Below are 24,153 nucleotides of genomic sequence, written 5' to 3' on the forward strand. Positions count from 1 at the left end.
TCTGCATGTGCCGGGACCCCCGCTCAGCCGCGCGCCACGGCGTCGACGACCACGCAGGAGGCGTTGTCCGGGGCTCCGGCGTCGTGGACCTGGCGGACGAAGCGGTCGACCGCTTCCTGCGGCGCTGCCGCGGAGTCGAGGACGTCGTGCAGGTCCTGCTCGCTCAGCACCGCGTGCAGGCCGTCCGAGCAGAGCAGGTAGCGGTCGCCGACGTGCGCCTCGCGCAGATGCAGGTCCGGTTCCACCGCGCCGCCGCGGACCAGCGCGCGCAGCAGCTGGGCGCGCATCGGGTGGGTTGCGGCTTCCTCCGGGGCCAGCCGACCTTCGTCCACCAGCGACTGCACGAAGGTCTGGTCGTGGGTGATCTGCGTCAGCTCGCCGCCGCGCAGCAGGTACGCGCGCGAGTCGCCGGTGTGCGCCAGGGCGAATCCCGTCCCCGACCACAGCATGGCCGTCAGGGTGGTGCCGCCGTGGTCCGGCGCCGACTCGTCGACGGCTCGCTGCGCGTCCTTCGTCGCGTCGCCCAGCACGCGCAGCAGGTCACCGGCTTCTCCGGCGTCGAGCGGTTCGAGCGCGGTGAGCGCGGCGGTGCTCGCGGCCGACCCCTGCTCGCCGAACCCGTCGGCGACCGCGAACAGCCGCGTGCCCGCGAACACCGCGTCCTCGTTGGTCTCCCGCACCAGTCCGCGGTCTGCGCGGGCGGCGCAGTGCAGTTCCCACTCCGGCATCTCGGCCATGTCAGCGTCCTTCCGGGACAGTTCCTCGACGAGGGCGGCGGCCAGCTCGCCGCGGGCCGCGGTCTCGGCCTCGATCTGGCGCCAGTACGAGGAGATCTCCGCGGCCGCGGCCAGCGGCGGGAGGTCGAGGACCACCCGGATCCTGGCCAGCGGCATGCCGAGCGCGCGCAGCCGCGCGACCAGCTGGGCCGTCGCCAGCTGGGCCGGGACGTAGGTCCGGTAGCCCGTGCGCGCGTCGACGTGCGCGGGTGGCAGGAGCGCGAGTTCGTCGTAGAGCCGCAGCGCCTTGGGGGTGAGTCCCGACGCCTGCGCGAACTCGCCGATGCTCAGTTCGTCCACGGTTCCCTCCTCGTGCCGGGTGCCCCAGACCCTGCAGCTTTCCCCGGGGTGAAGGTCAAACCTCGTCGGCGAGGTAGCTCACATGGCGGGGTTACTCGTCGGTAACTACGCTTGGAGCAGTCGGTACCGACGAGTGGAGGCCGCGATGGGATTCGACGCAGGCGAGCTCACGACGCTGCTGGACGGGCGCTGGAAGCACGTCCGCGACCAGGTCCGGGAGGCGCTGGCCGACGTCGACCTGGCACCGGCCGACGACCTCGACACCGAGAGCCACCGCGCGCACACCCTCGAGCAGCTGCGCCAGCTGGCCAAGACCGGCATCCCCGCCCTCGGGTTCCCGGCCGCGCACGGCGGCAGCGGTGACACCGGCGGTTCGGTGGTGTCCCTGGAGATGCTGCCCGGCAACCTGTCGCTGATGGTCAAGTCCGGTGTCCAGTGGGGACTGTTCGGCGGGGCGGTCGTCGCGCTGGGCACCGAGCGCCACCACGAGCGCTACCTGCCGGACATCATGAGCCTGGAGCTGCCGGGCTGCTTCGCGATGACCGAGACCGGCCACGGCTCGGACGTCCAGAACCTGCGCACCACCGCCACCTACGACCCGGAGGCGCAGGAGTTCGTGGTGCACACGCCGCACGAGGCGGCGCGCAAGGAGTACATCGGCAACGCCGCCCGCGACGGCCGGATGGCGGTCGTCTTCGCGCAGCTGATCACCGGCGGGGAGAGCCACGGCGTGCACGCGCTGCTGGTGCCGATCCGGGACCGGGCCGGGAACCCGCTGCCCGGCGTGCAGATCACCGACTGCGGCCGCAAGGCCGGGCTCAACGGCGTGGACAACGGCCGGATCGTCTTCGACCAGGTCCGGGTGCCGCGCGAGGCGCTGCTCAACCGCTACGGCGACGTCGCCCCGGACGGCACCTACAGCAGCCCGATCGCCAGCAAGGGCAAGCGGTTCTTCACCATGCTCGGCACCCTGATCCGCGGCCGGGTCTCGGTGGCGGGCACCGCGGGCAGCGCCACCAAGCTGGCGCTGGAGATCGCGCTGCGCTACGGCGACGCGCGCCGCCAGTTCGGGCGCCCCGGCACCGAGGACGAGGTCGTGGTGCTGGACTACCTGGCGCACCAGCGGAAGCTGCTGCCCGCGCTGGCCAAGACCTTCGCCCTGCACTTCGCGCAGGAGGAGCTGGTCGCCAGCCTGCACGACGTGCCCGGTGACGAGCGGGCGCAGCGCGAGCTGGAGTCCCGCGCGGCCGGGCTGAAGGCCATCACCACCTGGCACGCCACCAGCACCATCCAGACCTGCCGCGAGGCGTGCGGCGGTGCGGGCTACCTGGCGGAGAACCAGCTGGCGCAGCTGAAGGCCGACACCGACGTCTTCACCACCTTCGAGGGCGACAACACGGTCCTGCTGCAGCTGGTCGCCAAGGGCCTGCTGACCAACTACAAGGACCAGTTCGAGGACCTCGGCACGCTCGGCATGGCCAAGTTCCTCGCCGACCAGTTCGTCGGCGCGGTCGTCGAGCGGACCGCGGCCCGCTCGCTGGTGCAGCGGATCATCGACGGCTCGGGCAAGGACGACATCCTCGACCGCGGTTGGCAGCTCAAGATGTTCGACGACCGCGAGCGCCACGTCCTGGACGGTCTCGGCCGCCGGTTGCGGAAGGCCAACCGCAGCAACGCCTTCGAGGTGTTCAACAACGCGCAGGACCACGTGCTGCGCGCGGGCCGGGTGCACGTGGACCGCCTGGTGCTGGAGGCGTTCGTCGGTGCGATCGAGCGCTGCCGCGACCGGGAGACCGCCGCGCTGCTGAACAAGGTGTGCGACCTCTACGTGCTGTCCACGATCGAGGAGGACCGCGGCTGGTTCCTCGAGCACGAGCGGATCTCGCCGCGCCGCTCGAAGGCGATCACCGAGGCGGTCAACGAGCTGTGCCGCCAGCTCCGCCCGCACGCGGTGGACCTGGTCGCGGCCTTCGGCATCCCGCGCCAGTGGCTCACCGCCCCGATCGCCACCGGCGCCGAAGCCGACCGCCAGGACGCCCAACGAGCCCACGACCGCTCCCAGCGCTGACCTGATCCGCGATTTCAATGGAAATCGGACCTCTGATTTCCATTGAAATCGCGGAAGTTCTCCAGGTGATCTGTCCACAAAGTCCGGTGTGCCCGGGCGCCCGGCGCACCGTGAAACCGCGGTTTCCGCTGAGACTGCGGATCACACCGGTCGTCCGATCGGAGAAATGTGGGTTCTCCCGGGAACCAAATCGGCTCGGCTGCGTCTCACCGGGGACCAGGCGATGCCGAGACGGTTGCGAGGCACGATGAAACACCTGCTCCGGAAGGTCACCATCACCGCGGTGAGCGGTGCGCTCCTGCTGAGCGCCGCTGCGACGAGCACGGCCGCCGCGGACGGTGCCGTCGACAAGAGCATCGAGTGCGAGTCGGCGGCCAGCGGTGACGGTCCGTTCTACCCCGGTCCGTCGGCGTCGAAGGTCTACGACAAGGCGTTCGGCAAGGGACCGGCGGTGCCGGCGCTGGACAAGTCCACCCCGCAGGGCCTCGCCGCGTGGAACGGCTGGGACGGCGCGGGCAACGACCTCCTGCTGGTCACCTCCTACGGGAAGTCCGGCCAGGACGCGCTGATCATCGGCATCGACCCGAAGAGCGGCAAGCACGTCGGCACGGTCGCCATCGCCGAATCGCACGTCGGCGGCATCGCGGTCAGCAAGGGCTGGGCCTTCGTGCAGGGCCGCAACTCCGGCAGCGAGCACACGATCCGCAAGTACAAGCTCTCCGAGCTGCGGGACGCGATGAAGAAGGGCGGGACCCCGTACCTCAAGCAGGTCGGCGAGGCCCGCAAGGTGCCCGCGGCGTCGTTCCTGGCCGCGGACGGCGGCACGGTCTACGCGGGCAAGTTCAACGAGACCGGCCGCGGCACGATGCAGTCGTACCAGGTCGGCGACGACGGTTCGCTGACCGAGCAGAAGACCTACGAGGTGCCGAAGAAGACGCAGGGCCTCATGGTCACCAAGGACCACTTCGTGTTCAGCACGTCCTACGGCCGCGACAACCGCAGCAACCTCTACGTGGTGGACAAGGGCGCGACCGACATCGACCGCCCGTCCACCAAGTGCTACCGCGCGCCGAGCATGGTCGAGGGCATCACCCAGCACGGCGACGAGGCCTACCTGCTCTTCGAGTCGGGCTCGTACAAGTACCCCGACGCCCTCAACGTCATCAAGAACCTGCACAAGGGCAAGGTCTCGGCGGTGACGAACCCCTGACGGGAACGGCGGCCCGAGCACCCCACGGGCCGCCGTTCTCTTTCCCCAGCAGCGGAAACGGGCTGTGCCAACGCACGGCCCGTTTCCGCTGCGTGCCCAGCACACCCGAGTCATCGACCACCACCCGCACCTGTGAGGCGGTGGCCTCCCGCTCCGCCTGCCTCGGTCTGACTACTTCTTGACCGAGTTCACGAAGTCGGCCCAGCGGCGGCGCGGGAACAGCAGCGTTCCGCCGTCGCGGTCCTTGGTATCCCGAACCCCGACGACCTCCGGTGCCATCGCGACCTCGACGCATGCCTGAGCGTTCGTCGTGTAGCTGGAGGTGAACCACGGCTCGCCCTGCAGCCTGGCCTCTAAGCTCGTCACCGTTTCAGGTTAGCTTTCCCAAGCGCTCGCGGATCAGCTCGCCCGTGGCATGTCGATCCAGCGCGAACGTTCCTGCTTCGTCGAACGTGGCGCTGTACTGAGCGACCATCGCTTGGTCGGCGATGAGGTCCGTGGAGACAGCGGTTTCCTGCCAGGCCAGTCGTGGTAGGCGAGGACTGGGGAAGGTGAGAACGTGGAACGTCGAGCTTCCCAAGGCCCCGAAGCTGCCCGCGGTGAACGGGATGACCCGGAGGTCCAGGGTATCCGGACACCTGTCGATCAGATCAAGCAGGTGCCGGAGTTGTTCTTCCAGGATCGCAGTGCCGCCTACTTGCTGATGCAGCGCAGCTTCGCTCATGACGATCGTTGCCCGGAGTGGGTCGTCGCCGAGCAGTCGGTCTTTCCGGCGCATCCGCACGGCCACCCGTCGTTCCACTTCGGACATTCGCAGGTTTGCCCCGTCGCCGCGGTGAACCGCGCGGGCGTAGCTTTCGGTCTGGAGCAGGCCCGAGACGATTGAGTGCTCGTAGGTGCGGATCTCTTCAGCGCCGTGCTCGTACCCGAAGAACCGGAGCAGCTCTGCTGAGTAGATGCCGCTGTAGCGCGCCCACCAGCCCCGCCCTTCGCAGGTTCGGCGAAGCGCGATCAGCTCGCGCTGTTCCTCGTCGGGCAGTCCGTACACGTCCATCAGCTGTGTCAGCTTGTCTTCGGAGATCGTTCGTCGTCCGTGTTCGACGTTGCTGATGTAGTTCTGCGTGATGCCGTGCCTACCTGGAGGAACGGACGCGCCGGAAGCTCGCCGCCGTGCCGCCGCCCTACGTGGGCAAGCACCGGCTCGCCGTCGAGGACCTGGTCGAGGAGTTCCACCCGAAGGTCGACGTCACCCTCGATCACCACGTCCTGCAACACGGCGTCTGGTGCTGACGCGTCAGGCCAGGCCGGTTTCGTGGGTGAGCTCTCGGAGCATCGCTTCGAAGAGGCGGTCGGCGTGCTTGAGGTCGAAGGGGAAGCGGCCGAAGACCTCCAGGGCCACGTGGCCGTACAGGCGGACCCACCAGCGCAGCAGGAAGTGCACCACGTCCGGGCGGAGGGCTTCCGGCGGCAGCTCGACGCCCGCGGTGGAGAACGCCGCCGCCAGCGACTCCTGGTGGGCGGTCAGGTCCGGCAGCTCGAACGGCAGCGCCGCCGGGTCGGCCAGCACCGCTCCCTCGGCCAGGAACGGGCCGACGATGCCGAGGAAGACGTCGCCGAACTGGTCCGGGCGCCGCTGCTCCGCCTCCGCCTGCGGGGTGGCGAAGACCAGCGCGAACTCCTCCGGGTGCGCCAGCGCCCAGCAGCGGAACGCGCGGCAGACCGCGAAGATCTTGTCCAGGAACTCCTCGCCCGCCCCGGCGGACACCGCGTGCAGCTCGGTCGCCAGGTCGGTGCAGATGTCGTCGCACAGCTGGCGGAGCAGGTCCTCGCGGGACTCGTAGTACCGGTACAGCGCCGGGGCGGTGATGCCCAGCTCCCGCGCGATGGCCCGCAGGGTGACCGCGTCGCTGCCGCGCTCGACCAGCAGCGCCCGCGCGTGCTGGCGGATCTCCAGTTCGGTGGCGGCGCGGAGTCGCTCGCGCCGGGTCACCCCGGTCATGTGGCACTCCTCCTGTGGACGCCGGTGGGGCCGCAGTGATTGTGTCCCATCCGGCGCGCGGATCGGGTGCGCCGCGTCGATCATCCTTCGCATTCGCACCGGATGCGAGCGCGCCGCGAATGATCCCGGCGCCCGCCGCGTTGCAGCGCGTGGGCAGACTGATCGAGCCCGAAGCAACCGACCTGGAGGCACCATGACCGCCGGAGTGCAGGAAGTCGTCGTCTACACCCGCCCGGGCTGCCCCTTCTGCACCTCGCTGCGCGCCGGGCTGCGCCGGCAGGGGCTGGAGTTCACCGAGGTGAACATCTGGGAGGACGCCGAGGCTGCGGCGACCGTGCGCGGCATCGCCGACGGCAACGAGACCGTGCCGACGGTGGTCGTCGGCGAGTGGCAGGCGGTGAACCCCTCGGCGGGCAGCGTGCTGGACGCGGTCGGCGAGCACGCCCCGCACCTGCTGCCCGAGCAGAAGCCCGGTCTGGTCGACGGGGCGCTGAAGGCGATGGGCCTGCGCAAGGAGAACTGACCCGGAACGCACCGGGGGCCGACCGCACGGGGGGCTTTGCGGTCGGCCCTCGGGTGGTTGCGATCGTCGGTGGCGCGATACCGGCGAGCAGCAACCCGTTCAGTCTGACGCCGGGCAATGCGGAAAAGATCCGCATCCGGTGGCAAGTTAGCTCGAACGGTGGACCCCCAGAAGCTCCACAGTGGCCCGCCGGAACGACGAACGGCCCGTTCTCCTCGGCGGAGGGGAACGGGCCGTTCGGGTTCTGATCGGCGTTGTTTCGCGGGCATCGTGCGTCGGTCAGTCCGCCGTCCCGGTCGAGGCGACCGGGGTGCGCTCCGGGGCGGCCTGGCTGGTGTCGACGGTCTCCCCCGCGGCGGGAGGTGCCCAGTCGCGCCACTCGTCCGTCGGCGGCGGGAGCATGCGGTCGGCGGTGTCGGGGGTCTCGGTGCCGTCCGGGAGCTGGGCCGAGAAGAAGCTGAGGAGCGCGGCCAGCGGGTCGGCGAACCAGTCGGTGGTCGGGGCCACTTCGGTGATCTGAGTGCTCATTGCCATGCCCCACAGCCTGGTGTTCCGGGGGTATTGCCGGGATCCGTACCTCTACTCAGTTGTTACTCATCGGTAATCAATGTGCTGCGACGTTCGGGTGACGTAAGAACCACTGAGCTCACCGCGCGTGGGTGCGCCCGGTCTCGCGTCGCGCCGAACGGTGTATCGGTGCCTACGATCGCCGCAGAGGTCGATCTGACGCGCCGTGTCGGGTGGGGGTCCCCGCCTCGCGTCGGAGCGGCTTATGCAGAAGGCCTCGGAAAGGTATGGTCTAGACCATGTCGCGTTTGACTGGTGTCGGAGTCAGCTCCGGCCGCGCCTCGGGACCGGTCGCCCGGGTCGCCGATCCACTGCCCGAACCGCCCGCCACCCCCGCGCCGACCGACCCGACCGCCGAGGCCGCGCGCATCCGACCCGCCGCCGACGCCGTGGCCGAGCAGCTGTTCCAGCGCGCCGCCCGCGTCGAGGGCGACGCCAAGGCCGTCCTCGAGACCACCGCCGCGATGGCCATGGACCCGGCGCTGATATCGCAGGCCGAGCAGCAGGTCACCACCCGCTCGCTGCCCGCGCCGCGCGCGGTCTTCGAAGCGGCCAACGGGTTCGCCGAAGCGCTGCGCGCGGCCGGCGGCTACATGGCCGAACGAGTCCGCGACGTGCAGGACGTGCGGGACCGGATCATCGCCTCGCTGCACGGCGTGACCCCGCCCGGGGTCCCCGAGCTGGAGCGGCCGAGCGTGCTGCTGGCCCGCGACCTCGCCCCCGCCGACACCGCGGACCTCGACCCCGGGCTGGTGCTCGCGCTGGTCACCGAGGAAGGCGGTCCGACCAGCCACACCGCGATCCTGGCGCGGGCGCTGGGCATCCCGGCCGTGGTCGCGGTCCGCGGCGTGCTCGACGCGCCCGCCGTAGGAGCTGTCGTCGACGGCGACAGCGGCGAGGTCGAGCTCAGCGACCAGGACGTGCCGGTGCAGGCCGCGGAGCGGGCCGAAGCCGCCGAGTGGGACGGCGTCGGCGCCACCGCGGACGGCGAGCCGGTCAAGGTCGTCGCCAACGTCGGGTCGAGCGCCGACGCGACCGCGGCGGCAGCGGCCGGGGCGCAGGGCGTCGGGCTGTTCCGCACCGAGTTCTGCTACCTCGCGGCCGACGACGAACCGTCCGTCGAGACCCAGCGCTCGGCCTACCGCGAGGTGCTCGCGCCGTTCGCGGGCAAGCCGGTCATCGTGCGCACCCTCGACGCCGGGGCGGACAAGCCGCTGGCGTTCCTGGACATGGGCGTGGAGCCGAACCCGGCGCTCGGCGTGCGCGGTCTGCGGGTCGCCTTCGACCGGCCGGACGTGCTGGACCGGCAGCTGGCCGCGATCGCCGGGGCGGCCGCCGACTCCGGCGCCGAGGTCTCGGTGATGGCGCCGATGGTCGCCACCGCGGCGGAAGCCGCCTGGTTCGCCGACCGGGTCCGCGCGGCGGGCCTGCCCCGCGCCGGGGTGATGATCGAGGTCCCGGCCGCCGCGCTGAGCGCCCCGGAGATCCTGTCCGCCGTCGACTTCGTCAGCATCGGCACCAACGACCTGGCCCAGTACGTGTTCGCCGCGGACCGGATGGCCGGGGCGCTCGCAGAGCTCAACGACCCGTGGCAGCCCGCGCTGCTGCGGCTGATCGCGAAGGTCGGCGAGGCCGGGCGCGAGCTGGGCAAACCGGTCGGCGTGTGCGGCGAAGCGGCGTCCGACCCGCTGCTGGCGGGCGTGCTGGCCGGACTCGGCGCGACCAGCCTGTCGATGGCCGGGGCGGCGGTCCCGGCGGTCGGCGCAGCCCTCGCCAAGCACCCCATGCCGACCTTCCGCAAAGCCGCCGAAGCAGCCCTCGCCGCGGCCACCCCGGCTCAGGCCCGCGAGGCGGTCAGGTCCGTCCTCGCCACCTGACTCCGGTGCCCGCGATTTCAATGGAAATCGGACCTCCGATTTCCATTGAAATCGGGCACGGTCGGCGTGTCGCACCCCGACACGCCACGGCTGTGGAGAACCCGCCGCGATTTCAATGGAGATCAGGTATTCGATTTCCATTGAACTTGTTCATCTTGGCCGTGGACCGCAGCTGCGGAGGGCGACCGGCACCGGCCGTCAGGTGTCGCATGCGCCGCCAGGCGCATAACCCACCCTCGCAACTCGCACCGCCGCGGGTTCTCAGCGTTCGCCTGGCGAGGACGGCCCTGACGCCGTGTATTGGACATACATAAGGCTGGGCACCCACAGCCAGGCGGGCGCTGAGGTTCCGCCACCGGCACCGCCACTCAGAACGAGGTTGGAAAAACCTCATTGAAATCGCGTGCCGTCAGGTGGTGCTGAGGACCGGGCGGACCAGGTCGCGTAGGTGGTCCGAGGGGCGGATGCCCAGCTCCCGGTCCAGCAGGCTCTCGTAGCGGCGGTAGTGGCGGACCGCTTGCGCCGGGTTGGCCTGCTGCAGCAGGACCTTCACCACCGCGCAGTGCGCCGTCTCGCGGAACGGCTCCACCTGGGTCGCCGCCTGCGCGATCTCCAGGGCGCTGGCCAGGTGCCGGGACTGCACCAGCCGCTCGGCCGCGACCTCCAGCGCGTGCACCTGGAGCTGCTGCAGGCGCTCCCGCTCGGTGAGCACCCAGTCGTCGTACCAGCCGGGCAGCAGCGGCTCGTGGCCCGCCAGGGCGCGCCCGATCTCCGCGCAGTCGGCCGGTGAATCGCCCGAGCCGTCCTCCAGCAGGTAGCGGCCCGCGGCCACCAGGCCGTCGATGTCCAGCGAGACCAGCGGTGCCAGCTCGATCTCGTGCTGCGTGCTGATCACCGCGCCCCGGGCCCGCTGGCGCACCCGCCACAGCGTGGTCCGCAGGTTGGCCAGCGCGCTCTGGTCGTCGCTCTCCGGCCACAGGATGCCCGCGGCGTAGTCCCGCTGGGTGCGCCCGCGCAGCGCGAGCAGGGCCAGCAGGCGCTGTCCGCTGCTGGACATCGCCACCGCCTCGCCGCCCGCCTGCAACTCCCAGCCACCCAGCAGCGTCAGCCGGAACGGCTGATCGGGCTGCGCTGGCGTGCGCGTCCGTCGCCGTTCCACCGGCTGCACCGTGCCACCGCTCATCGTTCCCCCCTCGACCGGACTGAAGCGGGCCCTCCCCGCCCGATCACCGGCTTCGCGCACCGGGACCGGGGAGCCCACACCCGCTCCCATCGGGTGGTTCCGGTCGGCTGTTACGGCGCTACCCAACGTGACTTCCGACCCTGTTTCCGCTGGCCGCTGACTGCTCCGGACCACGCGAAAAGGCGAACCCCGGTCCCGCTCGCGCGGTACCGGAGCTCGCCCTCCCCCCTTTTTTCGGAACCGGACTCACGCCGCCTTCGGCGGGCGCCACCGTCCGGAGTGCTTGCGGTGCCGGGCCGCCGGGCGGGTCCGCCGCCGGGCCCGCGACCTGCGCACCGCCCGGGTGATCCGCCGACCCGTCCGGATCGCGAACGCGGTGCCGCCGACCCACGGCACCAGCAGGATCAGCATCGACAGGATCGCCAGCAGCAGGATCCCGACGTGCCCCTGGCCGCCCGCGCTCAGCGCGACCTCCCCGTACTGGACGGCCTTGGTCGTCCCGGTCGCCAGGTAGAACGGCAGCCGGATCAGCAGCAGCGTCAACCCGATGAGCAGCAGCGGGACCACGATCAGCACCCAGGCCGTGACCAGGATCTGCACCCGGGGCCGCAGCGCCCGGTGCATCGCCGCGCTGTCGTCCACCGGCTTCCCGCGCATCCGGCGCCACACCGGGCCCACGAACGCGAACAGGTTCGGCACCCCGACCAGGTCGCCGAGGATCAGGTAGCCGTCCAGCCGCAGCAGCGGCAGCAGCTGCTGGAGGATCTGCAGGTGGTTGAGCACCATGAACACCACCAGCGCCGGGATCCCGGTCAGCTGGTAGAGCCCGAACACGGCCACGATGAAGATCGCGTTGAAGTAGATCCCGCCCAGGTCGGTGCGCAGCCGCCCGCGCCGGTCGAGCCGGTAGGCGTCGGTGACGTTGGTGTAGAAGGCCGGGTAGAGGATCAGGATGCCCACGCCGATCCCGCCCGGTCTCGCACCGCCGTAGTGGCACCCGGCGGCGTGGCCGAACTCGTGGAACAGGGTCGCGACGACCCACAGCGCCATCAGCGTCAGCATCAGGACCGGGTCGCCGACCGACCGGTGGAACGCGGCGTCGATGCCGCCGGACATCACCAGCCACACGTCGACGCCGACGAACATGGCCAGCATCAGCGCGATCACGACCGGCCGGTAGAACGGCGCGAAGATCGCCGCCATGACGCGGACCACCCGGGGCGGCAGCAGCTGGGTGTTGAACACCAGCGACAGCAGCGGGTCCGAGCGGGGCGGGTCCGGCAGCGGCTCGGACGTGGTGGCGATGCCCATCGGGTACAGCTTCTCGTCGACGAGGAACGCCACGTCCGCCGCGGTGAGCTCCGCGCCCAGGTCCTGGTTCACCCGGTCGGCGACCTCGCGGAGGTTCCGCTCCCCGTCGAACCGGCTCGCCACCTCGTGCAGCAGCGGGGAGACCAGCACCATCTGCCCGTCGGCCCGCGACACCAGGTAGCGCGGCTCCTCGTACCCGCCGCCCTCGTACTCGCCCAGCAGCGCCACGCCGTCGACGAGCCGGGGGACCGCGCTCTCATCCGTCGAGTCCACGGCCTCGACGTCGGAAACTTCTGACATGACACCCTCCTGAGCCCGCCCGGGGGCGGGCTCCCGGCGCGCGGGCGGTCAGCGCGCGCACCGGCGTGCGGTTCAGGGCGAGCAGCCGGCCGGGAACGGGTCGCTCCGCTCCCGGCCTGGCGGCTCGTCAGTGGTTGAAGTCGATGTCGGCCACGTTGCTGGCCTCGATGTCCTGTGCGATGTCACCGCCGAAGTTGACCGCGACGATGATGTTGAACTGGTTGACGATGGCGATGTCGCCGACACCGAAGTTGCCGCCGCCGCTGAGCGCCTCGCGCGCGGGCAGGAGCTCCACCGACTGGCTCGACAGCTCGAGTTCGTGCATGTCCTTCTCCTCCGTGGACGTGGACCCAGGCCGCTCACCGCGCGCAGCAGCAGTGAGCGGCCGGGAACTCATCAGCTACTGGCAAGTCAGTGGGCGCTCTGGTCCACGTTGGCGTTGTTGAACGCCGTCACGTTGACGTCACCGGCGAAGGAGTTGTTGTCGACGTCCACGTCGACGTTCTGGTCAACGGTCAGGTCCTGGTCGATGTCGCCCAGGTTGTCCCACCAGCAGCCGCCGAGGGCCTTGCGCTCGGGCAGCAGTTCAGCGAACTCGTGGGTCTCGAACATGGCTTGCTCCTGTTCGTTCGACGGAATTTCGACTGCGGCTCAGCCGCTGGGGACGAGTACGCCAGAGGCCCGTCACCAGGCCGTCACCAGCGCGTCACGCGGTGTCGCCGTCCCGCCGCCCGATCCGGCGATGACACTGCGTGTACCGCGCCCGACCAGGGGAAACCCGTGCTCGACAAGAGCTTTCCTAGATGGATCGGGTGAATCCGGAAAATCCTGCACGGACTACCCCTCACCCAACGAAAAGCCCCGCACGCCGACGACCGGCTGCGGGGCTCCTGAACAGCGGAAACGCGCTCAGGCCTCCTGGTCGAGGCCGTGCTCGATGGCGTAGCGCGCCAGCTCGACCCGGTTGTGCAGCTGCAGCTTGCGCAGCGTGGACTGCACGTGGTTCTCCACCGTCCGGTGCGAGATGACCAGCTTCTTCGCGATCTGCCGGGCCGTCATGCCCTTCGCGACCAGCCGCAGCACCTCGGTCTCCCGGTCGGTCAGCTGCGGGGCCTGCGTCTCCGAGTCCGGGGTGATCGCCATCCGCCGGTACTCCCCGAGCACCAGCCCGGCCAACCCGGCGGTGAACACGGCGTCCCCGGCCGCCGTGCGTTGCACCGCGTCCACCAGCTCCTCGGCCGAGGCCGACTTGACCAGGTACCCGGACGCGCCCGCCTTGACCGCCTCCAGCACGTCGCTGTGCTCACCGCTGGCCGAGAGCACCAGCACGCGGGTGCCGGGGATCTCCTGGGTGATCTGCAGCGTCGCCGTCACCCCGGAGGTGTCGCCCAGGTTGAGGTCCATCAGCACCACGTCGGGCTTGACCGTCCGCGCGATGCGCAGCGCGGACGCGGCGTCGCTGGCGGTGGCCAGCACCTCGAAGCCGCGCTCGGTCAGGTCGCGGGCAACCCCGTCGCGCCACATCGGGTGGTCGTCGACGACCATCACGGACACGGGCGGCTCGCTCATCGCTCTCCTCCTCTGCGGCGCTTGGCCGGTTTCGCAACGGGCAGGGGAACCCGGATCTCCCACTCGGTCCCCTCGCCGGGCTCGGTGTCCAGGGTGATCGTGCCACCTAGACCGGCCACGCGGCCGCGGATCGACTTGGCCACCCCGAGCCGCCCCTCGGCGGCCGCCTCGTCGAGCCGACCTTCGGGGATGCCCGGCCCGTCGTCGCGGACGCTGAGCACGACCTCGTCCGGCAGCTCCTCCAGCAGCACCCAGGCCTGGGCGTCCGGACCGGCGTGCTTGTCGACGTTGGCCAGCGACTCGCGGACCACGGCGAACAGCTCCGAGCTCAGCGGTTCCTCCAGGAGCACCGGGTTGCCCGGGACCGACACGTGGATCCGCCCGGTGCGCAGCACCTGGAGCCGCGCGGCCAGGTCCGTCTCGCCGTTCTCGGTGGGTTCCTGCGGGGTGGTGGCGACCAGCGCGCGCAGCGCGATCTCCTGCTCCCCGGCCAGCTTCGCCAGCTCGGCGGCCTCGCCGCCCAGCTCCGCGCCGCGGCGGCGCACCCGCGCCAGCACCTGCAGCACGCTGTCGTGGATGTCGCGGGCCAGCCGCTCGCGCTCCGCGGTCGCGGCCTCCGCGCGCAGCGCGCGGGCCAGGCGCGCGGTGGTGCTGCGGGCGCTGTTGGCGGCGATGCCGATCACCGCGCCGACGCCGATCAGCAGCACCGTGTCCAGCGCCATGTCCGGGCTGGTCTTCCAGCGGAGCAGGAAGTTACAGCCCGCCGCGAAGATCCCGGTGGCCAGCCCGCCGGGCATGCCCCACTGCGCGGCGGCCGCGGTGATCATCGTCGGGTGCCAGGCGGTGACCACCGTCGGGTCGCTGGCCGCCATCTGCTCCTCGGTGAGGATGAACTCGTTGCTCATGAACAGCGCGGTCACCACGACCTGGTCCAGCGCGACGAGCAGGTTGGTGCGGCCCGTCGGCTTCGAGTAGCGCCAGACGGTGAACGCGGTCCACAGGCCCATCAGCACGATGACCACGACGGCGAGCCAGGACCGCTCGTACTCGTGGTACTGGACGCCGACCCACGCGCACGCGTACAGGAACATCACGACGCGGAAGACGTTGTGCCCGCGCCAGAGCGGCGAGCGCCCGTCGGTCACCCGCGGTTCGTTCGACGGCGGACTGGTCAAGTTCGCTCCTTCCCAGCGGACCATCCTGCCGTACCGCGCGGTTCGCGGAGACCGCCGGATCGACCACCCTGCGTGTTTGTGATCACCACGGACGTCTACCCGAAGAGTCCGGGTGGCGGGCACCGCGGTGACCACGCGCTGTGCAAGGCTGCGCACGGGAGGTGATCGAATGGGCGGCTGGCTGCTGTGGCGACTCCGGCCCGCGGCGATCGCCCACGTGCTGTGCGTCCAGGCGGTCGCGCTGGTCCTGATCGCGCTGGTGGTCGCCACCAGCCGCGACCCGCGGCCGCAGGACCTGCTGAGCTTCGTGATGCTGGCCGCCACCTCGGGCACGGTCATCGTGGTCACCTCGGTGTCGATCAACGTCAAGCGCCAGATCCGGCGCAACCCGTGGACGCTGCACATCGCCTACCTGGCCACCGGGATCCTCGTCCTGCCGCCCAACCTGCTGGTGCTCCTGCTGCTCGGGCCGACCCTGCACGGGGTGCTCGACGGCCGCCCGGAGCTGCACCGCTGGCTGTTCACCACGGCGGCGACCACGATCGCGACGCTGTCCGCGCGGTTCGCCATCGGCTGGGCGGAACCCTCGTGGGGCGCGGTGCAGTTCGTGCTGGCCGGGGCCGTCCTGCTGCTGGTGCGCGCGTTCCTGGTCGCCATCGGCATCCGCCTGCGCAACCCGGAGGCGCCGCGGCAGCACGTGCTCGGCGAACCGATCGACGTGCTGCTGGGCATCGTCGCGGCGAGCCTCGGCGGGCTGCTGGCGGTGGCGATGAGCTACGAGCCGACCAGCGCGCTGCTCGCCGGTCCGCCGATGGTGCTGCTGGACCTGGCCGGGCAGCTGCCGCAGTGGCGGCGCTCGGCGCAGCACGACCCCAAGACCGGGCTGGCCAACGTGGCCCACTGGGAGCGGCTGGCGCGCACCGAGCTGACCCGGGCGCAGACCCGCGGCCAGGCGGTCTCGCTGCTGGTGCTCGACCTGGACCACTTCAAGCGGGTCAACGACGAGATCGGCCACCTGGCCGGGGACACCGTGCTGGCCGCGGTCGCGATGATGCTGCGCAGCAGCGTGCGGCGGGAGGACGTGGTCGGCCGGTTCGGCGGCGAGGAGTTCGTGGTGCTGCTCCCGGCCACCGGCGCGGACCTGGCCTGCGCGGTGGCCGACCGGATCCGGCGCTCGACGGCGGCCCTGTCGGTGCCCGCCCGGGACACCGGCGGGGAGCTGCGCGAGATCGACGACCTGACGGTGAGCATCGGCGTGGCCACCACGACCCGCTTCGGCTACCAGCTCACCGACCTGCTGATCGCGGCCGACGCGGCCCTCCTCGCGGCCAAGTCGGCAGGCCGCAACGCCGTCACCCTGGCCTGAGCCGGACCGCAGTTTCAACGAGGTTCCAGCCTCGTTCTGCGCAGCGGTGCCGGTGGCGGAACCTCAGCGCCCGCCTGGACTCCGGGTGCCCTGACTGATGTATGACCCGATACACGGCGTCAGGGCCGTCCTCGCCGGAAGGAACCCCGGAGGGGTGGGCACCGTGAACCCGCGGCGGTGCGAGTTGCGAGGGTGGGTTATGCGCCTGCGGCGCATGCGACACCTTGCGATCGGTGCCGATCTCCCTTCGCAGCTGCTGTTCGCAGACAGCGATGAAAACGGCTCAACTGAAACTGCGATTCGCCGGACGTCAGCGGTCGGCGGTGGGGGCGGGTTCGGGTTCCTCGTCGTCCTTCGGGCGTTCGGCCGCGTCCTCGTCCGCCGGTTCCGGAGGGGATTCCGGCTCCTCGTCGTCCTCGCCGACCAGGGAGCGGATCGAGGCGTTCAGGACCGCCACCAGCGGGACCGCCAGCAGCGCGCCGACGATGCCGGAGACCACGGCGCCGATGCTGATCGCCAGCACCACGGCCAGCGCGTGCAGCTGCACCGCGCGCCCCAGCAGCAGCGGCTGCAGGACGTTGCCCTCCAGCTGCTGCACCAGGAGCACCACGCCGACCACGATCAGCGCGGTCACCCAGCCCTTGGTCACCAGCGCGACCAGCACCGCGACCGCGCCCGAGGCCACCGCGCCGACGATCGGCACGAAGCCGCCGAGGAACACCAGCGCGGCCAGCGGGATCGCCAGCGGCACCCCGAGGACCACCAGCCCCAGCCCGATGCCCAGCGCGTCGACCACCGCCACCATCGCGGTCGCCCGCACGTAGCCGACCAGCGACTCGAAGCCGCGGCAGCCCGCCACGTCCACCTTGTGCCGGACGTGCTTCGGGGCCAGCTTGGTCACGAACAGCCACACCCGGCGGCCGTCGTGCAGGAAGTAGATCAGCGTGAACAGCGCCAGCACCAGGCCGGTCAGGAAGTTGCCGAAGGTGCCCGCGGTGGACAGCGCGCCGCTGGTCAGCATCGCCTGGTTGGCCTGCAACCACTCCTGCGCCTGCCGCAGGTAGTTGTCGATCTGGGCGTCGTTGATGTGCAGCGGGCCCTCGGCCAGCTGGATCTTGAGCGCGGTGAGCGAGGCGATGACCTGCTGCTGCAGGTCCGGGAAGCCCTCGATGAACGCGTTGATCACGAAGGTGAGCACGCCGCCGACGACGGCCAGGCCGCCGACCAGCACCAGCGCGGTCGCCAGCGCCCGCGGCACGCCGCGCCGCGCCAGCCCGGACACCACCGGGGCCAGCAGCGCGGACAGCAGCATCGCGATGGCCACCGGGATCACGACGACGTAGATCCGCCCGAGGATCAGGCCGACCACGTACACGGCGCCGAGGATGACCAGCGCCCGCCAGCTCAGCGCGGCCGAAACCCGCAGCACGCGCGGCAGCGATCTGGCCGCGTCGTCCCGTTCGGCGATCTTGAAGTCGTTCACCCTGTCACCGTAGCGCCGACCGGGAGGTCGGGTCGGCATATGACCACAGCCCGCAACGTCGTCCGGACGCCAGTAACACGATGTAGCGAAGCTGTCGCCCAGCGCTTACGCCTGCGGCGGTTGTTTTGAAAGAGTGCGCGACGGCAAGCAGGAGATCGAGTCCTGTGGGGAGTCACCGCTGAGCCGAGGAGGTTCTGGCCCCGAGATGTCCCGCCGCGACCGCACGACGGGAGCCGCCCGACCGTGGCGGCTGCTCGGTCGTGCGCTGGTGGTGGCGGGCGCGACGGTCGCCGGAACCTCCGCGGCTTGGCTGCTCGACCACGGTCCCGCCGACGCGGCGGAGCAGCCCGCGGCCGAGACCGAGGCCGACCGCGCCGCGGCCGACTCCCCGGAGACCGGCCGGTCCGGTCCGGAGGCGTTCTCGCTCACCCGGCTCGACCCGCTCCGGCTGGTCAGCTCCGGCCCGGCCGGGAAGCTGCTCGACGCGGCCGAACCGGTCACCGAGGTGCTGCAGCAGCCCGCCGCCGAGGTCGGGCAGGTCGCCAGCGACGCGCTCGCGGTCACCGGCACCCAGACCAGCACCCCGGACCCAGCCACCGACAGCGGACCGGCGGTGCCACCGCCGCCACCGGCGGAAACCGTCCGGCCAGCGCTCGCCGCGCCACCGGTCGCCGCCGCCGCGACCCCGGCGCCGGAGATCGCCGAGCCCACCCCCGCGCCGCGCCCGGCCGAACCGCAGCGGCTGGCGCCGCCCGCACCGGAGGAGCCCCCGGCGCAGCCGGGCGTCCCGGTCCGCTCCGCGCCCTTCGTGCTGCCCTCGACCCCGGGCGCGCCCGGCCTCGGGGGCAGCGCCGACGGGCCGCACCACAACACCACCGCGCTCGGCTGGTACCCGGCCGCGCCGGTCCGCGTCCCGGCCTTCGCCGGAACGCCCGCCTGCGACCTCGCGGGAACGCTGGTCAGCGTCCCCGAGCCGCAGCCGGGAACCACCCCCGACTGAGCGCGCGGCCCCAGCCGGTGCGGCGGACCCCGCCGCGACCCGGCCGCGCGAACCCGAAGGCAATTCCCGCAAATGCCCGCCGCCGTGCTGCACGCACCCGGTCGGCGGCGTGGCGCACGCAATCCCTCCCCGCAGGGGAAACCTCGTGAAGGAGCAATCCATGCAGACTTGGGCGAAGCGCGGTGTGCAGGCCGCGCTGGTCACCGGTGGGATGCTGGCCGTCGGCAGCGGCGTCGCATCCGCCGATCAGGCCTGCCCGGAGCGTCCGAGCTCGCCGCTGGGCGAGGCGGCGAACGCGCTGGGCGCGGACGGGCGCTGCCTGTCCGGCGACCTGTTCCCCGAGCACGCGCAGCTGAACGCGCCGCTCGTCGAGTCCCGCGACGCGCACCAGGTGACCGCGCTGGCCGGCACCCTGGACCCGGTGCGGGACCTGCTGCCCGCCGTCGAGAACGACATGACCCAGGAGATGCCTGCGCTGCGCGACTGGCACACCGCGCCGCAGGTCGCCCCGCTGCACCTGGCGGGCTGGGTCGCCGACCCGGCGGACGCCCGCCCGCTGGAGCAGGCGGGCCTGCCGCCGTTCGACGGCAACCGGCCGGTCACCCCGGCCGAGGGCTTCCACCGCTCGCTGAGCTGGGCCGGGCCCATCGGCGAGGTGATCCGAGGAGGTGCGGCCGCCCTCGATGAGGGGACGTTTCGGCCTGGTGCGGTCCTGGATGTCCCTGCAGATCTCCTGACCCCGCACGACGACCTGGTCTACTTCGACGGCTTCGGCCCGGCGAACGGCATCGTCGAGCTGTGGGAGGGCGTGCTCACCCCGCCGTCGGGCGGCCTGCTCGCCCCGGACCAGGTGGACCTGACCTCCGCCGAGCTGCCGGGGCTGCGCAACGAGCTGCACACCGTCCCGGGCGAGGTGCTGGCGCGCGCGCTGGCCGCGGTGGCCGCCCAGCCCGCCCCGCGCGCCGACTTCGTGCCGCTGGAGGTGCCGGGCGAGCTGCAGGCCAAGGCGAACGAGCTGCCCGACCTCAGCGGGCTCTCGCTGGTCGAGCTGAGCCGGACGCCGGGCACCGCGCAGCGCAGCGAGTCCCCGGGCGTGCAGGCCCCGCTGCCGGTGGTCGGCAACCTCAACGCGCTCGGCGGCGGGCAGACCTCGGTGCCCACCGTGAACCGGATCGCCGCCGCGCTGGACGACCCGGCCCCGCGCTTCAGCGACGCGCCGCTGCAGTCCCCGGTCGCGGTGGAGGTCGTCGACGAGCTGCAGGCCGCGACGCCGGAGCACAAGCTCGTCACCCAGAGCCCGCTGCGCCCGGACCCGGCGCCGCGCGGCGGTGAGATGGCCCTGCCGGTGCTCGGCGGCGGTCTGCCGAACATCACCGCGGTGCAGGACCAGACGCTGCCGCTGCCCGGCCTGACCCAGGAGGGTTCGCCGCGCGGCTTCGACAACGCGGACACGATCGTCTTCAGCCGCATCTGATCCGCAGAACCGGAAACCGGGGCGGGAGCAGCGAGCTCCCGCCCCGGTTTTTTCGTGCCTCAGCTGCTTCGGTGCTGGGGACTGCTTCGGCAGCTCACGGGCGGCCCTGACATCAGTGCCGGGCTCAGCGGGCCTGGGCGGTGAGCGGGGGTTCGGGCGCGGGGGCGTCCCCGACGGGGGAGCGGCGGGCGCGCCACCACAGGATCGCGTTGTAGAGCAGGAAGGCCAGCCCGAAGTAGACGTAGGCGTTGCCGATCAGGTTCTGCGGGAGGTTCCAGGTCAGCTCCAGGCCCTTGCCCTGCGGCACCTTCCAGTGCGGGCCCATCATGAAGAACCCGGTGATCAGCGCGGTCGCCAGCAGCAGCGCCCAGTCCCGCCGCGCCCAGGCCGCGCCGAACAGCAGCACCAGCCCCGGGATCGCCCAGACCCAGTGGTGCGACCACGAGATCGGCGACAGCAGCAGCCCGAGCACGCCGTTGATCACCACCGCGGTCGGCAGGTCCCGCTGCCGGATCGCGTGCCGCATCCCCAGCACCGCCAGCACCAGCGCGATCACCGCCAGCGCGACGAACACCAGGGTCAGGTGCGGGACGCCGATCTTGGTCAGCAGCGACCGCAGCGACTGGTTGCCCGCGTAGATCGAGGCGTCCCCGGTGAACTTCGGGCCGAACGAGACGTTGCTGCTGGCGAACATCTCCTGCAGCCAGAAGCGCCGGGCGTTGTCGAAGGTCAGCGCGAAGCCCAGCAGCGCGGTGCCGAGGAAGGTCAGCAGCGCGGTGGCGATCGTCCGCAGGTCCCGGCGCAGCAGCGGCAGCAGCAGGAACACCAGCGGGGTGAGCTTGATCCCGGCGGCCAGCCCGATCAGCAGCCCGCGCGGGTAGGGCAGCTTCTTCGACCCGTCCACCCGCCACAGGCAGTCCACCGCGACCAGCGCCATCAGCACGATGTTGATCTGCGCGTAGGTGATGGTCTCCAGCACCGGCTCGCTGATCGTGGCCAGCGGCAGCACCGCCGCGGTGACCAGCAGCACCCGCTCGCTGTGCGCCCGCAGGAACGGCGCCGCCTTGAGCACCGCGTACAGGGCGGCCAGCAGCGCGAGGTGGCTGACCAGCATGATCACCGCCGTCGAGACGGCCTTGGGGACCAGCGCCAGCGGGGCGAACACGATCGCCGCGAACGGCGGGTAGATGAACGGCAGCATCAGCCCGGACTCGGTCGCGGGCAGGTTGTTGTAGAGGTCGCGACCGCCCAGCAGCGCCTGCGCGCCGAGCCGGTACACCTCGCCGTCGATGTGGTCGTGGGTGTTGACGGTCGACACGACCACGATCGCGATCAGCTCGGCGACCGCGATGACCGCCAGCAGCGCCCGGTGCTCGCGCAACCGTTCCGCCAGCGGTGTTCGCGCGCTCCCGGTCACCGGCATTCGTCGTCCTCCTCGGCTGAACCTCGCCCCCGACAAGCGTAGAGATCCGGGGGTTGCGGAGGGGCGTCGCGGGGCCGGTTTGGGATCGGCACCACTGCGAATGTTTCACCTGCTCGAATCATCAAGTGCCGATCGGCGAGGTGAACCCTCCGGAAATGGATCGTGAAGAACTGACTCAGCGTTATCTGTCCAGCGTGAATACCACCATTACGGGTGGCCGCCGTGCTCTTGAAAACGGCATCGGTGGAGGGGGAGGCTCAGACGGACTGCTCCGTTTGGTGGGGAGGAGGGGGCCGAATGAGTGTCGTCGAAGTGGCCGCGTCAGCTCAGCTGGCGTCGGTGTGGGACGACTACATCAGCGGGCTCAACGTCGGGGTGCTGCTGACCGACGACCGCGGACAGGTGCTGGCCACCAACGACGTCGCCGCCGAACTCATGCAGCTGGCCAAGGCCGACCTGCTCACCGGCGCCCGGCCCGCGGGCTGGCACCTGCGCGACGACACCGGCGCGGCGATGCCGGACTGGGCGGAGCTGGCCGGGCAGGTGCTGCGCGCCGGTTCCCCGCTGTCCATCCCGATGGTGATCGCCCGCAGCGGCCAGCCGCTGAGCCGCATCTGGGCGGACTACCACGCGGTGCAGGTGCAGGGCCGCAGCCGCGTGCTGATCCTGCTGCAGTCGGTGCACACCGACGTCCCGCACAGCCGCGGCCTGCTGGACCCGCTGACCGGGCTGCCCGGTCGTGTGCTGCTGCTGGACCGCCTGGAGCAGTCCCTGGTGCGGGCGCGCAGCCGCGGCACGCTGTCCACGCTGGTGCTGATCGACGTGCAGCGGCTGGCGGACTTCAACGCCGAGCACGGCTTCGACCGCGGCGACGACCTGCTGACCACGCTGGCCGGACGGCTCCGGGAGGGGCTCAGCGACGAGCACACCGTGGCCCGCTACGGCGGTGACGAGTTCGCGGTGGTCGCCGAGCACCCGAGCGGCACCGGCGAGGCGATCGCCGAGCAGGCCCGCGAGGTGGCGGGCTGGCCGATGCGCGTCGGCCGCAAGCGCGTCCGCCCGGGCCTCCGGGTCTCCTGGGTCACCACCGACGGCCACGCCCCGGTCCACTCGGTCCTGGCCAGGGCCGAGCAGCAGCTGCAGCACTGAAAACTGAATTTCCAGTGGCTGGTTTGCGTGGCGGTGCGGGTGGCGGAACCTCAGCGCCCGCCTGGCTGCGGGGTCCCTGACTTATGTATGTCCAATACACGGCGTCAGGGCCGTCCTCGCCATGCGAGCGCTGAGAACCCGCGGCGATGCCGGTTGCGAGGGTGGGCCAAGCGGCTTCGCCGCTTCAAAGACAGAAGATCAGAACAAGGTTCGGAGACCTGAACGTCGGAGAAGGGAGGTACCGCGTGGGTCTGGAGACCCCGATGAGAACAGGGGCACCCGCGCGGCGCGGGTGCCCCTTCCGGTCTCAGCGCTCGACCTTGCCCTCGATGAAGTCCTCGACCGCCTGGTAGGCGGCGGAGTCGGAGTACTGCTCCGGCGGGGACTTCATGAAGTAGGAGGAGGCCGACAGGATCGGGCCGCCGATGCCGCGGTCCTTGGCGATCTTGGCCGCGCGGATCGCGTCGATGATGATGCCCGCCGAGTTCGGCGAGTCCCACACCTCGAGCTTGTACTCCAGGTTCAGCGGCACGTCGCCGAAGGCGCGGCCCTCCAGCCGGATGTAGGCCCACTTCCGGTCGTCCAGCCACGGCACGTAGTCCGACGGACCGATGTGCACGTTGCGCTTGCCCAGGTCGCGGTCCACCTGCGAGGTCACCGACTGCGTCTTGGAGGTCTTCTTCGACTCCAGCCGCTCCAGCTCCTTCATGTTCAGGAAGTCCATGTTGCCGCCGACGTTGAGCTGCATCGTGCGGTCCAGGTGCACCCCGCGGTCCTCGAACAGCTTGGCCAGCACCCGGTGCGTGATGGTCGCCCCGACCTGCGACTTGATGTCGTCGCCGACGATCGGCACGCCCGCGTCGGTGAACTTCTGCGCCCACTCCGGGTCGGAGGCGATGAACACCGGCAGCGCGTTGACGAAGGCCACCCCGGCGTCGATCGCGCACTGCGCGTAGTACTTGTCGGCCTCCTCCGAACCCACCGGCAGGTAGGACACCAGCACGTCGACCTCGGCGTCCTTGAGCGCCTGCACGACGTCCACCGGCTGCTCGTCGGACTCCTCGATGGTCTCCCGGTAGAACCGGCCCAGGCCGTCGAGGGTGTGGCCGCGCTGCACGGTGACGCCCAGCGGCGGCACGTCGGCGATCTTGATCGTGTTGTTCTCGCTCGCGACGATGGCCTCGGAGAGGTCCCGGCCGACCTTCTTCGCGTCCACGTCGAAGGCCGCCACGAACTTGACGTCCCGCACGTGGTACTCGCCGAACTCGACGTGCATCAGGCCGGGCACCCGGCTGTTCGGGTCGGCGTCGGCGTAGTAGTGGACGCCCTGCACCAGCGATGCCGCGCAGTTCCCGACGCCGACGATCGCCACTCGCACCGTTCGACCGGCTCCGCCCATG

The 24,153-nt window shown here is 71.3% G+C and carries 22 protein-coding genes; 8 read left to right on the plus strand and 14 right to left on the minus strand.

What is annotated here, in order from left to right:
* Positions 1-23: 23 nt before the first annotated feature.
* Positions 24-1,076 (minus strand): MerR family transcriptional regulator, encoded by a 1,053-nt coding sequence (locus F1721_RS07985; RefSeq protein WP_150065902.1) that lies wholly within the window; start codon positions 1,074-1,076, stop codon positions 24-26.
* A gap of 145 nt (positions 1,077-1,221) precedes the next feature.
* Between F1721_RS07985 and F1721_RS07990 the strand changes: the two genes are divergently transcribed.
* Positions 1,222-3,144, plus strand: coding sequence for an acyl-CoA dehydrogenase family protein (locus F1721_RS07990; protein WP_150065903.1), 1,923 nt, complete (start codon positions 1,222-1,224; stop codon positions 3,142-3,144).
* A 283-nt stretch (positions 3,145-3,427) separates the two neighbouring features.
* Positions 3,428-4,354, plus strand: a complete 927-nt coding sequence (locus F1721_RS07995; RefSeq protein ID WP_246154471.1) for a hypothetical protein — start codon at positions 3,428-3,430, stop codon at positions 4,352-4,354.
* Positions 4,355-4,525: 171 nt separating this feature from the next.
* Here the strand turns inward: F1721_RS07995 and F1721_RS08000 are convergent, their stop codons facing one another.
* The 3 genes from F1721_RS08000 to F1721_RS08010 form a co-directional block, all read right to left on the minus strand.
* Entirely contained in the window at positions 4,526-4,720 is a 195-nt protein-coding gene (locus tag F1721_RS08000; protein WP_387510495.1) for a DUF397 domain-containing protein, read from the minus strand.
* Positions 4,721-4,724: 4 nt separating this feature from the next.
* Positions 4,725-5,480: a helix-turn-helix domain-containing protein gene (locus F1721_RS08005; RefSeq protein ID WP_150065905.1), complete on the minus strand. Its 756-nt coding sequence runs from the start codon at positions 5,478-5,480 to the stop codon at positions 4,725-4,727.
* Between the two features lie 168 nt (positions 5,481-5,648).
* Positions 5,649-6,353, minus strand: a complete 705-nt coding sequence (locus F1721_RS08010; protein ID WP_150065906.1) for a TetR/AcrR family transcriptional regulator — start codon at positions 6,351-6,353, stop codon at positions 5,649-5,651.
* A 193-nt stretch (positions 6,354-6,546) separates the two neighbouring features.
* On the opposite strand from F1721_RS08010, the gene F1721_RS08015 reads away from it, so the two are divergent.
* Positions 6,547-6,876: a glutaredoxin family protein gene (locus tag F1721_RS08015; RefSeq protein WP_150065907.1), complete on the plus strand. Its 330-nt coding sequence runs from the start codon at positions 6,547-6,549 to the stop codon at positions 6,874-6,876.
* A gap of 279 nt (positions 6,877-7,155) precedes the next feature.
* On the opposite strand, the gene F1721_RS08020 is transcribed toward F1721_RS08015, so the two are convergent.
* Positions 7,156-7,410: a hypothetical protein gene (locus F1721_RS08020; protein WP_150065908.1), complete on the minus strand. Its 255-nt coding sequence runs from the start codon at positions 7,408-7,410 to the stop codon at positions 7,156-7,158.
* Positions 7,411-7,682: 272 nt separating this feature from the next.
* Here F1721_RS08020 and F1721_RS08025 point away from each other — a divergent pair, with 272 nt between their 5' ends.
* Entirely contained in the window at positions 7,683-9,320 is a 1,638-nt protein-coding gene (locus F1721_RS08025; RefSeq protein ID WP_150065909.1) for a putative PEP-binding protein, read from the plus strand.
* Positions 9,321-9,729: 409 nt separating this feature from the next.
* Here the strand turns inward: F1721_RS08025 and F1721_RS08030 are convergent, their stop codons facing one another.
* From F1721_RS08030 to macS, 6 genes are all read right to left on the minus strand, one after another.
* Positions 9,730-10,503, minus strand: a complete 774-nt coding sequence (locus tag F1721_RS08030; RefSeq protein WP_170301395.1) for an AfsR/SARP family transcriptional regulator — start codon at positions 10,501-10,503, stop codon at positions 9,730-9,732.
* Positions 10,504-10,749: 246 nt separating this feature from the next.
* Positions 10,750-12,114, minus strand: coding sequence for a hypothetical protein (locus tag F1721_RS08035; protein ID WP_150065911.1), 1,365 nt, complete (start codon positions 12,112-12,114; stop codon positions 10,750-10,752).
* 127 nt (positions 12,115-12,241) lie between these two features.
* Positions 12,242-12,439 carry a hypothetical protein gene (locus F1721_RS08040; RefSeq protein ID WP_150065912.1) on the minus strand — a complete coding sequence of 66 codons (198 nt, stop codon included), beginning with the start codon at positions 12,437-12,439 and terminating at the stop codon, positions 12,242-12,244.
* 86 nt (positions 12,440-12,525) lie between these two features.
* On the minus strand, positions 12,526-12,726 hold the full coding sequence (locus F1721_RS08045; protein WP_150065913.1) for a hypothetical protein: 201 nt from the start codon (positions 12,724-12,726) through the stop codon (positions 12,526-12,528).
* A 297-nt stretch (positions 12,727-13,023) separates the two neighbouring features.
* Entirely contained in the window at positions 13,024-13,683 is a 660-nt protein-coding gene (locus F1721_RS08050) for a response regulator (protein ID WP_150065914.1), read from the minus strand.
* Complete coding sequence (gene macS / locus F1721_RS08055; protein ID WP_246154474.1) at positions 13,680-14,858, minus strand: MacS family sensor histidine kinase; 1,179 nt, start codon at positions 14,856-14,858, stop codon at positions 13,680-13,682. Before macS ends, F1721_RS08050 begins: the two co-directional genes overlap by 4 nt.
* 169 nt (positions 14,859-15,027) lie before the next feature.
* Here macS and F1721_RS08060 point away from each other — a divergent pair, with 169 nt between their 5' ends.
* Positions 15,028-16,224 (plus strand): GGDEF domain-containing protein, encoded by a 1,197-nt coding sequence (locus F1721_RS08060; RefSeq protein WP_150065916.1) that lies wholly within the window; start codon positions 15,028-15,030, stop codon positions 16,222-16,224.
* A gap of 310 nt (positions 16,225-16,534) precedes the next feature.
* On the opposite strand, the gene F1721_RS08065 is transcribed toward F1721_RS08060, so the two are convergent.
* Positions 16,535-17,707 (minus strand): AI-2E family transporter, encoded by a 1,173-nt coding sequence (locus F1721_RS08065; RefSeq protein WP_150065917.1) that lies wholly within the window; start codon positions 17,705-17,707, stop codon positions 16,535-16,537.
* A 205-nt stretch (positions 17,708-17,912) separates the two neighbouring features.
* On the opposite strand from F1721_RS08065, the gene F1721_RS08070 reads away from it, so the two are divergent.
* The gene (locus F1721_RS08070) at positions 17,913-18,707 is read left to right on the plus strand and encodes a hypothetical protein (RefSeq protein ID WP_150065918.1); all 795 of its coding nucleotides are present in this window, start codon (positions 17,913-17,915) and stop codon (positions 18,705-18,707) included.
* Positions 18,708-18,867: 160 nt separating this feature from the next.
* Entirely contained in the window at positions 18,868-20,181 is a 1,314-nt protein-coding gene (locus F1721_RS08075) for a hypothetical protein (protein WP_211840368.1), read from the plus strand.
* A 124-nt stretch (positions 20,182-20,305) separates the two neighbouring features.
* Here F1721_RS08075 and F1721_RS08080 read toward each other — a convergent pair whose 3' ends face one another.
* Positions 20,306-21,604, minus strand: a complete 1,299-nt coding sequence (locus F1721_RS08080) for a glycosyltransferase 87 family protein (protein WP_150065919.1) — start codon at positions 21,602-21,604, stop codon at positions 20,306-20,308.
* Between the two features lie 297 nt (positions 21,605-21,901).
* Here F1721_RS08080 and F1721_RS08085 point away from each other — a divergent pair, with 297 nt between their 5' ends.
* Entirely contained in the window at positions 21,902-22,753 is an 852-nt protein-coding gene (locus F1721_RS08085; protein WP_150065920.1) for a GGDEF domain-containing protein, read from the plus strand.
* Positions 22,754-23,060: 307 nt separating this feature from the next.
* Here F1721_RS08085 and F1721_RS08090 read toward each other — a convergent pair whose 3' ends face one another.
* A complete protein-coding gene (locus tag F1721_RS08090) occupies positions 23,061-24,152 on the minus strand; it encodes an inositol-3-phosphate synthase (protein ID WP_150066079.1) in 1,092 nt (363 codons plus the stop codon).
* Position 24,153: the final 1 nt, after the last annotated feature.

Origin of the sequence: Saccharopolyspora hirsuta (genome assembly GCF_008630535.1) — a bacterium.
GTDB classification, from domain to species: Bacteria; Actinomycetota; Actinomycetes; order Mycobacteriales; family Pseudonocardiaceae; genus Saccharopolyspora; species Saccharopolyspora hirsuta.